The sequence below is a fragment of the Sedimentimonas flavescens genome, assembly GCF_019264375.1.
Lineage (GTDB): Bacteria > Pseudomonadota > Alphaproteobacteria > Rhodobacterales > Rhodobacteraceae > Rhodobacter > Rhodobacter flavescens.
This window is the reverse complement of the sequence record NZ_JAHVAI010000006.1, coordinates 22,534-34,761: the sequence shown is the minus strand read 5'-3', so window position 1 is coordinate 34,761 and position 12,228 is coordinate 22,534. Positions and strand designations below refer to the sequence as shown.

12 protein-coding genes are annotated in these 12,228 nt (G+C 66.7%); 6 read left to right on the top strand and 6 right to left on the bottom strand.

Translation table 11 applies throughout. The features are described from left to right. Position 1 precedes the first annotated feature (1 nt). The gene (locus tag KTQ37_RS07475; RefSeq protein WP_218629879.1) at positions 2-325 is read left to right on the top strand and encodes a hypothetical protein; all 324 of its coding nucleotides are present in this window, start codon (positions 2-4) and stop codon (positions 323-325) included. Between the two features lie 15 nt (positions 326-340). Here the strand turns inward: KTQ37_RS07475 and KTQ37_RS07470 are convergent, their stop codons facing one another. From KTQ37_RS07470 to KTQ37_RS07445, 6 genes are all read right to left on the bottom strand, one after another. After that, a complete protein-coding gene (locus KTQ37_RS07470) occupies positions 341-559 on the bottom strand; it encodes a formate dehydrogenase subunit delta (protein WP_218629878.1) in 219 nt (72 codons plus the stop codon). Next, positions 556-1,356 (bottom strand): formate dehydrogenase accessory sulfurtransferase FdhD, encoded by an 801-nt coding sequence (gene fdhD / locus KTQ37_RS07465; RefSeq protein WP_218629877.1) that lies wholly within the window; start codon positions 1,354-1,356, stop codon positions 556-558. Before fdhD ends, KTQ37_RS07470 begins: the two co-directional genes overlap by 4 nt. After that, a complete protein-coding gene (gene fdhF, locus KTQ37_RS07460; RefSeq protein WP_218629876.1) occupies positions 1,353-4,229 on the bottom strand; it encodes a formate dehydrogenase subunit alpha in 2,877 nt (958 codons plus the stop codon). Before fdhF ends, fdhD begins: the two co-directional genes overlap by 4 nt. Continuing rightward, positions 4,226-5,752 (bottom strand): formate dehydrogenase beta subunit, encoded by a 1,527-nt coding sequence (locus tag KTQ37_RS07455; protein WP_218629875.1) that lies wholly within the window; start codon positions 5,750-5,752, stop codon positions 4,226-4,228. Before KTQ37_RS07455 ends, fdhF begins: the two co-directional genes overlap by 4 nt. Next, complete coding sequence (locus KTQ37_RS07450; RefSeq protein WP_218629874.1) at positions 5,749-6,201, bottom strand: formate dehydrogenase subunit gamma; 453 nt, start codon at positions 6,199-6,201, stop codon at positions 5,749-5,751. Before KTQ37_RS07450 ends, KTQ37_RS07455 begins: the two co-directional genes overlap by 4 nt. A gap of 90 nt (positions 6,202-6,291) precedes the next feature. Next, positions 6,292-7,161 carry a LysR family transcriptional regulator gene (locus KTQ37_RS07445; RefSeq protein WP_218629873.1) on the bottom strand — a complete coding sequence of 290 codons (870 nt, stop codon included), beginning with the start codon at positions 7,159-7,161 and terminating at the stop codon, positions 6,292-6,294. Between the two features lie 107 nt (positions 7,162-7,268). Here KTQ37_RS07445 and KTQ37_RS07440 point away from each other — a divergent pair, with 107 nt between their 5' ends. The 5 genes from KTQ37_RS07440 to uvrC all read left to right on the top strand — a co-directional run bounded on the left by KTQ37_RS07440 (position 7,269) and on the right by uvrC (position 12,202). Then, on the top strand, positions 7,269-8,093 hold the full coding sequence (locus KTQ37_RS07440) for a S49 family peptidase (RefSeq protein ID WP_218629872.1): 825 nt from the start codon (positions 7,269-7,271) through the stop codon (positions 8,091-8,093). An 18-nt stretch (positions 8,094-8,111) separates the two neighbouring features. Further along, a complete protein-coding gene (locus tag KTQ37_RS07435; RefSeq protein ID WP_218629988.1) occupies positions 8,112-8,273 on the top strand; it encodes a hypothetical protein in 162 nt (53 codons plus the stop codon). After that, positions 8,274-9,227: a calcium/sodium antiporter gene (locus KTQ37_RS07430; RefSeq protein WP_218629871.1), complete on the top strand. Its 954-nt coding sequence runs from the start codon at positions 8,274-8,276 to the stop codon at positions 9,225-9,227. 7 nt (positions 9,228-9,234) lie between these two features. Further along, a complete protein-coding gene (locus tag KTQ37_RS07425) occupies positions 9,235-10,011 on the top strand; it encodes an SDR family oxidoreductase (RefSeq protein ID WP_218629870.1) in 777 nt (258 codons plus the stop codon). A 295-nt stretch (positions 10,012-10,306) separates the two neighbouring features. Next, a complete protein-coding gene (uvrC, locus tag KTQ37_RS07420) occupies positions 10,307-12,202 on the top strand; it encodes an excinuclease ABC subunit UvrC (protein WP_218629869.1) in 1,896 nt (631 codons plus the stop codon). Positions 12,203-12,228: the final 26 nt, after the last annotated feature.

The window sequence follows — 12,228 nt, the reverse complement described above, 5'->3', positions numbered from 1 at the left end:
CATGAACCGCACAGAATTCGTCTTCGCCACCGCGATCATCCTCTTCGTCGCCTTCTGTCTGGGCTGGTTCGCCTCGTGGCTGATCCACCGGCTGACCCGCGTGACCCAGGCCGACATGGGCGAGCTGGAGCAGATGGCCCAGGCCCTGCACGAGGCCGAGGAAACTCGCGATCAGGCCGTTACCTATATCGAGGCGCGCGAGGCCGAGCTGAGCAATCAGCTTGCCCAGACCGAGGCCGAGCTGCGCGCCGCGATGGATGGCTTGCGCGCCGCGCGCCATGAGGCGGAAGAGCTGCGCGCCCAGGTCGAGCGCCTGCAATCCTGACCCGAAGGCCCGTGCCTAGCGGCTTGGTGCGGGGCGGATCAGTTTCGCGCCCGCCACGACCAGCGGGTGCAATTCGGGCGAGCCGTTCGCGATCATTCCCAGAAGCGTCGCGCGCATCGGCGGCGACCAGTTATCGTTGATATGCGCGGCCGTGGCCGCAGCCCCGTCGCCCGGCTGCACCTCGAAGAAGGTGGCGATCTGGTTGGCCATGCGGATCAGCTTGTCGGTGCTCATGCGGCGTCTTCCTCGGTGCGCTCGGGCGCGGTGTAATCGATCAGGGTTTCGGTGCTCGGAGCGCGCGCGATCAGGTGCAACCCGGCCGCGCGTGCCTCGGCCACGGCCAGCGCAGTGGGCGCTGAGGGCGCGATCAGCGCCCGCGCGCCGATGGTAACCGCCTTTTGCACCAGATCGATCGAGATGCGCGAGGTCATCGCGATCGCCCCATTCGCGGGCGCAATCCCCGCGCGTGTCAGCGCGCCGGCCAGTTTGTCCAACGCATTGTGCCGCCCAACATCCTCGCGCAGCAGCGCAAGCCCGCCGTCCTCAGTCCAGAACCCGGCGGCATGGATCGCGTGCGTCGCGTCCTGCAACGGTTGTGCCGTGCGCAGGGCGGCGAGGGCACGGGCGGGGGCGCCGGACGCCAGCCCGGCGCCCCCGCCCCGGGGCGCCCGCGGCAGCGGGCGCAAAGCCTGTTCGAGACTGTCGATACCGCATAGCCCGCAGCCGACCGGCCCGGTGGTTGCGCGACGCCGTTCCTTGAAGCGCGCACCTGCAGGGGCCGCCAGCCAGGCCCGCGCCTCGATCCCGCGCTGCTGCGGCACGATCTCGGTGCGGACAATCTCGGATGGTGCTTCGATCAGCCCCTCGCTCAGCGCAAAGCCCAGAACGAAGTCCTCCAGATCCGCAGGCGTGGCCATCATCACCGCCTGCGTCACGCCGTCATAGACCAGCGCCACCGGCACCTCTTCGGCCAGCACCTCGGAAGCGCCGCCTGCCAGTGGTATCTGCGTGGCTCCGCGCGGCAGGGTCATTCGGCAGCCTCGATCCGGCGCGAGGCTTCCGACAGGGCCGCGTAATCCTCCTGCCAGTCGGAGGGGCCGTTCGACAGCCCCACCTGCACGGCGGTCACCTTGTATTCGGGGCAGTTCGTCGCCCAGTCCGAATTGTCGGTGGTGACCACATTGGCCTGCGTGTTCGGGTGGTGGAAGGTGGTGTAGACGACGCCGGGCGAGACGCGATCGGTGATCGTCGCGCGCAGCGTGGTCTCGCCCGCGCGCGAGGCCAGCCGCACCCAGTCGTCTTCCTTGATGCCGCGCACCTCGGCGTCATGCGGGTGGATCTCGAGCCGGTCTTCCTCGTGCCAGACGCTGTTCGCGGTGCGCCGGGTCTGCGCGCCCACGTTATATTGCGACAGGGTTCGCCCGGTGGTCAGCAAGAGCGGGAAGCGCGGGCCGGTGCGCTCGTCGGTCGGCACGTAGGCCGTACGAATGAAGCGCCCCTTGCCGCGCACGAAACCATCGACATGCATGATGGGCGAGCCCTCGGGCGCCGCATCGTTGCAGGGCCACTGGACCGAGCCGCGCGCGTCCAGCATCTCGTAGGTCACATTGGCAAAGCCCGGCGTCGTCGCGGCGATCTCAACCATCACCTCGCTTGGGTGCGTGTAGTGCCAGTCCGCGCCCATGGCATTGGCCAGCATCTGGGTCACTTCCCAGTCGGCATAGCCGTTCTTGGGCGCCATCACACGGCGCACCATGTTGATGCGGCGCTCGGCATTGGTGAAGGTGCCGTCCTTCTCGAGGAAGGTCGAGCCGGGCAGGAAGACATGCGCGTAATTCGCCGTCTCATTCAGGAAGAGGTCATGCACGATGACGCAATCCATCGCCGCCAGACCGGCCGAGACGTGGCGCGTGTCGGGGTCGGATTGCAGGATGTCCTCGCCCTGGATGTAGATGCCCTTGAACGCGCCCGACACCGCAGCGTCGAGCATGTTGGGGATGCGCAGGCCCGGCTCGGGGTCGAGGGTCACGCCCCAGGCCTTTTCGAAGATCGCGCGGGCGGTATCGTCCGAGACATGGCGATAGCCCGGCAGCTCATGCGGGAACGAGCCCATATCGCAGGAGCCCTGCACGTTGTTCTGGCCGCGCAGCGGGTTTACGCCCACGCCCTCTCGCCCGATATTGCCGGTCATCATGGCAAGGTTGGCAATGGCGATAACGGTGGTCGAGCCCTGCGAATGTTCTGTCACGCCAAGCCCGTAGTAGATCGCGGCATTGGGGGCGGCGGCATAGGCGCGGGCAGCCTCGCGGATCGTGGCGGCCGATACGCCGGTCAGGGCCTCGACGGCTTCGGGGGCATAGTCGGGGCTGCGCACGAACTCGGAATAGTCGGCCCATTCGTCCAGATCGCAGCGCTCGGCGATGAAGGTGTCGTCGGTCAGCCCTTCGGTCACGATGACATGGGCCATCGCGGTCAGCACGGCGACGTTGGTGCCGGGGCGCAGCGGCAGGTGCCAGCCGTCGCCCATATGCGGGGTTTCCAGCAGGTCGATCCGGCGCGGATCGACAACGATCAGTTTCGCACCCGCCCGTAGCCGCTTGCGCAGCCGCGAGGCAAAGACAGGGTGGCCGTCGGTCGGGTTCGCGCCGATCACCAGTGCCAGATCGGTCTGCTCGACCGAGTCGAAATTCTGCGTGCCGGCCGAGGTGCCGAAGGTCTGCTTCAGCCCGTAGCCGGTGGGCGAGTGGCAGACCCGCGCACAGGTATCGGTATTGTTCGTGCCAAAGACTGCGCGCGCGAGCTTTTGCACCAGGAAGGTCTCTTCGTTGGTGCAGCGCGACGAGGTGATGACGCCGACCGAATCTTTGCCATGCTTGGCCTGAATGGCCTTGAGCCGCCCGGCGGCGAAGTCGAGCGCCTCTTGCCAGCCGACCTCGCGCCAGGGCTGGTCGATGCTGTCGCGGATCATCGGGTTCAGAATGCGGTCCTTGTGGGTAGCATAGCCCCAGGCAAAGCGGCCTTTGACGCAGGAATGGCCGCGGTTCGCCTCGCCGCCCTTCCAGGGCACCATGCGCACCAGCGTATCGCCGCGCATCTGTGCCTCGAAGCTGCAGCCCACGCCGCAATAGGCGCAGGTGGTGACGATCGAGCGTTCGGGCGTGCCGATCTCCTCGACCGATTTCTCGACCAGCGTCGCGGTCGGGCAGGCCTGCACGCAGGCGCCGCAGCTGACGCAATCCGAGCTGAGGAAATCGCTTGCCCCGGTGGCGATGCGGGCGTCGAAGCCGCGCCCCTCGATGGTCAGCGCGAAGGTGCCCTGCACCTCTTCGCAGGCCCGCACGCAGCGCATGCAGACGATGCATTTGGCCGGGTCATAGCTGAAATAGGGATTCGAGACATCCTTGGGGATGTAGCAGGGGTTTGCCTCGCCATTCTGGCGGGCCTCGAAATGGTTCTCGCCGGGGGTATAGCGCACCTCGCGCAGGCCGACGGCACCGGCCATGTCCTGCAACTCGCAATCGCCATTGGCCGCGCAGGTCAGGCAATCAAGCGGGTGGTCCGAGATGTAAAGCTCCATCACGCCGCGGCGCAGAGTGGCCAACTGTTCGGTCTGGGTGCGGACCTGCATGCCCTCGGTCACCGGCGTGGTGCAGGAGGCGGGCGTGCCGCGCATCCCCTCGATCTCGACCATGCACAACCGGCACGAGCCGATGGGTTCAAGGCTGTCGGTGGCGCAAAGCTTGGGGATGGTGATCCCGGCCTCGGCCGCCGCGCGCATGACCGAGGTGCCTGCGGGCACCGTGATCGCCATGCCGTCGATGGTCAGATGCACCGGTGCGCCCCTGCGTGCAGGCGTGCCCATGTCCTTCGACCAGTTCGCGTCGGGGATGATGAAGTCCTTCATTCCGCAGCCTCCCGCATGGGGGTGAATTCTTCGGGGAAATGCCGGATCGCCGACAGAACCGGGTAGGGGGTAAAGCCGCCAAGCGCGCAGAGCGAGCCAAGCTGCATCGTGTTGCACAGGTCCTCGATCAGCGGCAGCGCGGTCGGGTCGCCCGCCGCGACACGGTCGAGCGTTTCGACCCCGCGCACCGCGCCGATCCGGCAGGGGGTACATTTGCCGCAGCTCTCGATGGCGCAGAACTCCATGGCGAAGCGCGCAAGCGCCAGCATGTCGGCACCCTCGTCATGGATGATCATGCCGGCGTGGCCGACAAGCCCACCCTGGCCCGCGAATTCCTCATAGCAGAAGGGCAGGTCGAACTCCGACACCGGGTGATAGGCGCCCAAGGGCCCACCCACCTGCACCGCCTTGATCGGTCGGCCAGACGCGGTGCCGCCCGCGATCTCGGTCACGATCTCGCCCAAGGTGATGCCAAAGCCCGTCTCGAACAGCCCGCCATGCTTGACGTTGCCCGCGATCTGCAAGGGGATCGTCCCGCGCGAGCGGTTGATGCCGATGGCGTTATAGGCCGCGCCGCCATGCGCCATGATCCACGGCACGGCCGCCAGGCTGAGCACGTTGTTGACCACCGTCGGGCGGCCCATGAACCCTTCCAGCGCGGGCAGCGGCGGTTTCGCCCGCACCACACCGCGTTTGCCTTCGAGCGAGTTTAGAAGCGAGGTTTCCTCGCCGCAGACATAGGCGCCCGCGCCGACGCGGATCTCCATGCGGAAGGCGCGGCCAGACCCCATCACGTCAGCGCCAAGAATACCCGCGCGGGTGGCGGCCTCGACCGCCGCGCGCATCACGCGGATCGCGTCGGGGTATTCCGAGCGGATATAGACGTAGCCCTGCGTGGCCCCGGTAGCGAGGCCCGCGATGGCCATGCCCTCGATCAGGCAGAAGGGGTCGCCCTCCATCAGCATCCGGTCGGCGAATGACCCGCTGTCGCCTTCATCGGCATTGCAAACGATGTATTTCTGCGCGGCCTTGGCGCCCAGAACGGTGCGCCACTTGATGCCGGTGGGAAAGCCCGCGCCGCCGCGACCGCGCAGGCCCGAGGCCACGATCTCCTCGACGATCTCAGCGGGGGGGCGGGCGAGGGCCGCGCGCAGACCGGCAAGGCCGCCTTCGGCCTCGTAATCCATCAGCGAAAGCGGGTCGATCCGGCCGCAGCGTGCGAATGTCAGGCGGGTCTGGCGTTTGAAGAAGGGGATTTCCTCGGTCAGGCCCTGCGCCTTGGGGTGGCTGTCGGGAGCGTCGAACAGGGCGGTCACATCCTCGGGGGTCATCGGGCCGAAGGCGCGGCGGCCTTCTGGCGTTTCGACCTCGACCAGCGGTTCAAGCCAGACCATGCCGCGCGTGCCGTTGCGGATCAGCTCGACCGTGACGCCGCGCTGTTTGGCGGCGGCGGTGATGGCGGAGGCGACCTCATCGGCGCCACAGGCGCGGGCGGCGGCATCGGCGGGGACCCAGACCTTCATGCGCGCACCTCCTGGGCGATGGTATCCACCCGCCCGGCATCGAGCCGTCCGACCAGCCGGTCATCGACCATGGCCGCAGGTGCGCAGGCGCACAGGCCCAGACAATAGACCGCCTCCAGCGTCACGCCGTTCTTCGTCTCGCCCATCTTCTGGCCAAGCGCGGCCTCAAGCCGGGCTTGCAGCGCGGCGCCTCCCATCGACTGGCAGGCCTCGGCCCGGCAAAGCTTGATGACATGCGCGCCTGCCGGGGTCTTGCGGAAATCGTGGTAGAAGCCGACGACGCCCACCACCTCGGCGCGGCTCAGGCGCAGGGCCTCGGCGATCGGCTCCAGCGCGGCCTCGGGGATATGGCCGAAGCTTTCCTGAATATCGTGCAGGATCGGCAGGAGCGGACCTTCGACCCCTTCATGGGCGTGCAGGATCTGCGCTAGGCGCGCGCTGTCGAACATGGCTCTCCTCCGGGGTTGGCTGAGCCTTAGGTAGCGTGGGTCGATAGGGTCGGCAATTCGTATGCCCCGTTAAGTGATAGAAAAAACCTATCAATCCGCGATGCGATGCGCTTCGGCAATCAGGGCGCGCAGGCTTGGCGTGTAAGTCGCGCGGTGCTCGACCACGAGGCCCACGCGATGCGCGGCCTCGGGCGCGATCAGCGTGCGGGCGCGGCAACCGGGCGGCAGGGCAAAGCCCTCGCACAGCGCCTCGGCCAGGATCGCCGACCACTCGCCGGTGGCGACGTGGCTGAGCAGCGCGATGGTGGAGTTCGACTCGACCCGGGGCGCGGCCTGCGCGCCCGCCGCCGCCAGATGCCCGTCGATCAGGCGGCGGTTTTGCATGTCGGGGGTCAGAAGGCACAGGGGCCGCGCGGCGGCCTCGGCCCAGGGCAGAGCGGCGTCATCGGGCGCACGCTCGACCAGCCGATAGGTTTCCAGCCAGAGCGCAACCTCTTCCATCCGGCCCAGACCCGCGCCGTCGAGATAGGTGATGCCCGCGTCCAACTCCTGCGTGGCGATCCCTTCGCGGATCTCGGCTGACGATCGGGACAGCAGCGTCACGCGCGCCGAGCGGTTGCGCGCCAGGAACGGGGCGGTCAGCCGGGCGATGCGCGGTAGGGCGGTGGGGATCACGCCGATGCGCAGATGGCCGGCGACGCCGTGGCGGGCCTCGCGCATCTCATCTTGCATGGCGCGGGCCTCGCCCACGATGCGGCGGGCATGCTCCAGCACGCGCTGGCCCTCGGGGGTCAGGCCTTGATAGCGCGCCCCGCGCCACACCAGTTGCACTCCCAGGCTTTCCTCAAGCGCGCGGATGGCCGAGCTGAGCGTGGGCTGCGTCACGCCATAGGCCTCGGCCGCGCGGCCGAAATGGCCCTCGCGCGCGAGGATCATGAACATCTCGAGCTTGTCGATCATGCCTTCACGCTATCCAAGCGCGCGCCGCCGCGCCAGAGGGGGCGTATTTTTCCCAAATCCCGTCCGGGGCGCTTGTTCCCCCTGTTCCCGACCCCTACATCGGTCGCATGGATCTCAAACGCTTCTTCCCCTTTGGGCCGAACCGGCCCCCGCGCGTGGCCCTCGTGCGGCTGCAAGGCGCCATTGGCGTCACCCGGCCCGGGGCGCAGGGCCTCTCCGATGCCGCGCTCGCCCCGCTGTTGGAGCGCGCCTTTCGAAGGGGCAAACCGACGGCCGTCGCGCTCTTGGTGAACTCGCCCGGCGGCTCGCCGGTGCAATCCTCGCTGATCGCGGGGCGCATCCGGCGGCTGGCCGAGGAAACCAGGCTGCCCGTCCATGCCTTTGTCGAGGATGTTGCGGCTTCGGGCGGCTACTGGCTGGCCTGCGCGGCCGATGACATCTGGGCCGATGCGACCTCGGTCGTGGGCTCGATCGGCGTGATCTCGGCGGGCTTCGGGCTGGACGGGCTGATCGCCCGCCACGGGATCGAGCGGCGAGTGCATACGGCTGGCGGCTCGAAAAGCTTCCTCGATCCGTTCCGCCCGGAAAAACCCGAGGATGTGGAACGCCTCAACAGACTGCTTGAGGATATGCATGTCAGCTTCAAGGATCATGTCAGCGCGCGCCGGATCGGGCGGTTGAAAGAGGGCGCTGACCTGTTCACTGGCGAGATCTGGACCGGGCGGCAGGCGATCGAGGTGGGGCTGGTCGATGGCCTGGCCCATGCGGTTCCCAAGCTCAAGCAGCTTTACGGCGATAAGGTGCGCTTCATCCCCTACGGCCCGCGTCAGTCCTTCCTGCGCCGTTTCGGTGCGGGGTTCGGAGCCGATGCCGCCAGCGCCATGATCGAGGCCGCAGAGGAGCGCGCGCTTTGGGCGCGGTTCGGGCTCTAGGCGATGCTGATCAAGGGCATGACATTGTTTCTGGTTGCCATGGCCGTGCTGGCCATGTTCGGCAAGCTGCGACTGCCGGGCGGCAAAGGCCGTCCGCGTATCGCCGCGCGCTGTCCGCGCTGCGGGCGACCCAAAATCGGTGCGGGGCCCTGCCCCTGCGGGAATGACAAGGGGGCATGATTGCTCGTCGATCTGGTGAAGATAGCTGCGGGCCTCGGCCTGCTTGTGGTGGCGGGCGACGTGCTGGTGAAAGGCTCGGTCGCGCTGGCGCTGCGGTTGGGGATCCCGGCGCTGATCGTGGGCCTGACCGTCGTGGCCTTCGGTACCTCGGCGCCCGAGATGATGGTTTCGGTCGCGGCCGTCCTTGAGGGCGCGCCCGCGATTGCACTTGGCAACGTAGTCGGCTCGAACACGGCCAATATCCTGCTGGTTTTGGGCCTGCCTGCGATCATCTCGGCTATCCGCACAGACGAGCATGACACCCGCGAAAGCTATGTGATCATGCTGGGTGCGAGCCTGCTGTTCATATTGCTGAGCTTCATGGGGCCGCTGGGATGGCCGCATGCGCTGGTGTTGCTGGGTGCCCTTGCGCTGATCCTGTTCCGGCAGATCCGCGAGGCTCTGAGCCATCGCGCAAGCCGCGCCGAGGAAGAGATCGAGGGCGCAGACATTCATATGCCCTGGGGGAAGATCGGGCTCTTTATCGTGCTCGGCCTGATCGGCCTGCCGATCGGTGCCGATTTCCTGGTGGACGGTGCCAGTTCGATCGCGCGGGCCTACGGTATTTCCGAGGCGGTGATCGGCCTGACGCTGGTGGCGGTGGGAACCTCGCTGCCGGAACTCGCGACCTCGGTCAATGCCGCAATCCGGGGGCGGGCGGATGTGGCCCTTGGCAACGTGATCGGCTCGAACATCTTCAACCTGCTGTGCATCATTGGGGTGTCGGGGCTGGTTGGCCAATTGCCCGTGCCCGAACAGATGCTGCGCTTCGACCTTTGGGTGATGCTGGGCGCGAGTCTGCTGATCGCGCCGCTGATTTTCTACCGCTGGCCCTTCACGCGGATGATCGGTATCGGCTTTACTGTGGTCTATGCGGCCTATGTTGTCTTCCTGATGACGTCGGGCATGGTGTGAGGGGCAGATGGCGCGGGCATTGATCACAGGCGGGGCGAAGCGGTTGGGGCGTGCGATGGCGCTCTATCTGGCGGGGCGCGGCTATGATGTGGCGATCCATTACAACGCGTCGGCCGCCGAGGCGGAGGCGGTCGCCGCCGAAGCCCGCGCGCTTGGCGTGAATGCGGTCACCGTACAGGCCGACCTGCTGGAGGAGGCGCAGACCGCCGCGCTGGTAGATGCCGCCGCGCGCGCCCTTGGTGGGCCGCTCGATCTGCTGATCAACAACGCCTCGATCTTCGAATATGACAACATCCGCACCGCCACACGTCAGGGCTGGGACCGGCATTTCGAGTCCAACCTGCGTGCGCCCTTCGTGCTGATCCAGGCCTTCGCCGCGCAGGCCCCCAAGGCCAATCGTGGCGGGGCCGAGCCGCGCGCCGAGGCGCTGGTGGTCAACATGATAGACCAGCGGGTGCGCAAGCCTACGCCTGAGTTCATGACCTACAGCCTCTCGAAAGCCGGGCTTTGGGCGCTGACCCAGACCGCCGCGCAGGCGCTGGCGCCCGATATCCGCGTGAACGCGATCGGGCCGGGGCCGACCATGCAGGGCGCGCGCCAGTCCGAGAGCCACTTCACCCGCCAGCGCGCGGCAACCATTCTGGAGCGTGGCGCCGACCCCGGCGATATCTGTGCGGCGCTTGGATATTTTCTCGATGCGCATGGGGTTACGGGGCAGTTGTTGTGCGTTGATGGCGGGCAGCATCTAGGCTGGAAAACCCCCGATGTCCTGGGCGTTGAGTGACCCGATCAGCGAACGCTGCGGCAACTTGTCCACCTTCGGGCGTCATGTAACAAAGCTGTTACGAATCTGCCAATGGTTTCAGTCACTTGTCAGAAGTGGAAAAATTTTCACATATATATCAATATGTTAGATATTTGCCTAATTTTTAGGCAGTTCGTTGAGGCGCTCGTGAAATAAGGGAGAATCCGTGATCTCCAAAACTTCCCAACAGAGTTATCCACAGAAACCGTGGAAAGCTTCCCTCTTGAAAGATGCTGCGTAAGATTGCAGGCACAACGGAGAATCGACCCCGGCAATGACGCAACCCGAGACATTCCCAGAGGATAACGCCGATCGGCCGGCCGCGCGGCTGAAGGGCCATGCGCTGATTGCCGATTACGTCACCCGGCTCGATGGCTCGCCCGGCGTCTACCGGATGCTGAACGCAAGCCAGGAGGTACTCTACGTCGGCAAGGCGCGCAACCTCAAGGCGCGGGTGTCGAACTATGCGCGGCCCTCGGGTCATTCGGCGCGGATCGCGCGGATGATCTCGGAAACCGCCTATATGATGTTCCTCACAACGCGAACCGAGACCGAGGCGCTGCTACTAGAGCAGAACCTGATCAAGCAGCTCAAGCCGCGCTACAACGTGCTTTTGCGCGACGACAAGAGCTTTCCCTATATCGTCATCGCCAAGGATCACGCCTTTCCGATGATCCGCAAGCATCGCGGTGCGCGCACGGTCAAGGGTGCCTATTTCGGGCCTTTCGCCTCGGCTGGCGCGGTGAACCGGACGCTGAACCACCTTGAGCGCGTCTTTCAGCTGCGCAACTGCTCGGACGCGGTGTTTTCCAGCCGCTCCCGGCCCTGCCTGCAATTCCAGATCAAGCGCTGCTCGGGGCCCTGCGTGGGCAAGATCTCGGAGGGTGACTATGCCCGCACCGTGGCCGATGCCGAGCGCTTCCTTGAGGGCAAGTCCACCACCATCCAGCAGGAACTGGCGGGCGAGATGATGGCCGCCTCCGAGGCGCTGGAGTTCGAACGCGCGGCCGCGCTGCGCGACCGGATTCAGGCGCTGACCAATGTGCAGCAAAGCCAGGGCATCAACCCGCGCGGCGTGGCCGAGGCCGATGTGGTCGCACTGCATATGGAGGGTGGGCAGGCCTGCGTGCAGGTCTTCTTCATCCGCGCGCATCAAAGCTGGGGCAACCATGACTTCTATCCCCGCACCGGTTCGGGCGCGGAAGAGGCCGAGGTGCTCGAGGCCTTCCTTGCCCAGTTCTACGACCAGAAGGAGCCGCCGCGGCTGATCCTGCTGTCGCATCCGATCGAGGATGAAGACCTGATGGTCGATCTTTTGTCGGAACGCGCGGGCCGCCGGGTCGAGATCGCCGTGCCCAAGCGCGGCGAGAAGGCCGAACTGGTCGAGAACGCGTTGCGTAACGCCCGCGAAAGCCTTGGTCGGCGGATGTCGGAATCGGCGGCGCAGGCGCGGCTTCTGGCCGGTGTGGCGCAGGCTTTCGGCCTGCCGAAACCGCCCGAGCGGATCGAGGTCTACGACAACTCCCACATCCAAGGCGCGCACGCGGTGGGGGGTATGATCGTGGCGGGCCCCGACGGGTTTCTCAAAAGTCAGTATCGCAAGTGGAACATCAAGGGCGATGAGCTGACCCCCGGCGACGATTTCGCCATGATGAAAGAGGTGCTGACGCGCCGCTTTGCCCGGCTGCTCAAGGAAGACCCCGAGCGCAAGGGCGAGGCATGGCCGGACCTGCTGCTGATCGACGGTGGGGCGGGGCAGGTCTCGGCGGTGCAGGAGGTCATGACCGAAATGGGCGTGGCCGATATTGCGATGGTCGGCGTCGCCAAGGGCATCGACCGCGACCACGGAAAGGAAGAGTTCCACCGCACCGGCAAGCGCCCCTTCGCGCTGCCCCGGCAGGACCCGGTTCTCTATTACATCCAGCGCCTGCGCGACGAGGCCCACCGTTGGGCGATCGGCGCGCACCGTGCCAAGCGCGCCAAGGCCACGATGGCCAACCCGCTCGATGAGATCCCCGGCGTGGGCGCGACGCGCAAGCGCGCGCTCTTGGCGCATTTCGGCTCGGCCAAGGCGGTCAGCCGCGCGGGGCTGACCGATCTGATGGAGGCGCCGGGCATTTCGCAGGCCATGGCCGAGACGATCTGGAACTACTTCAATGATCGGGGTTGACGGACGCCCCGCTGCGGCGTAGCGCG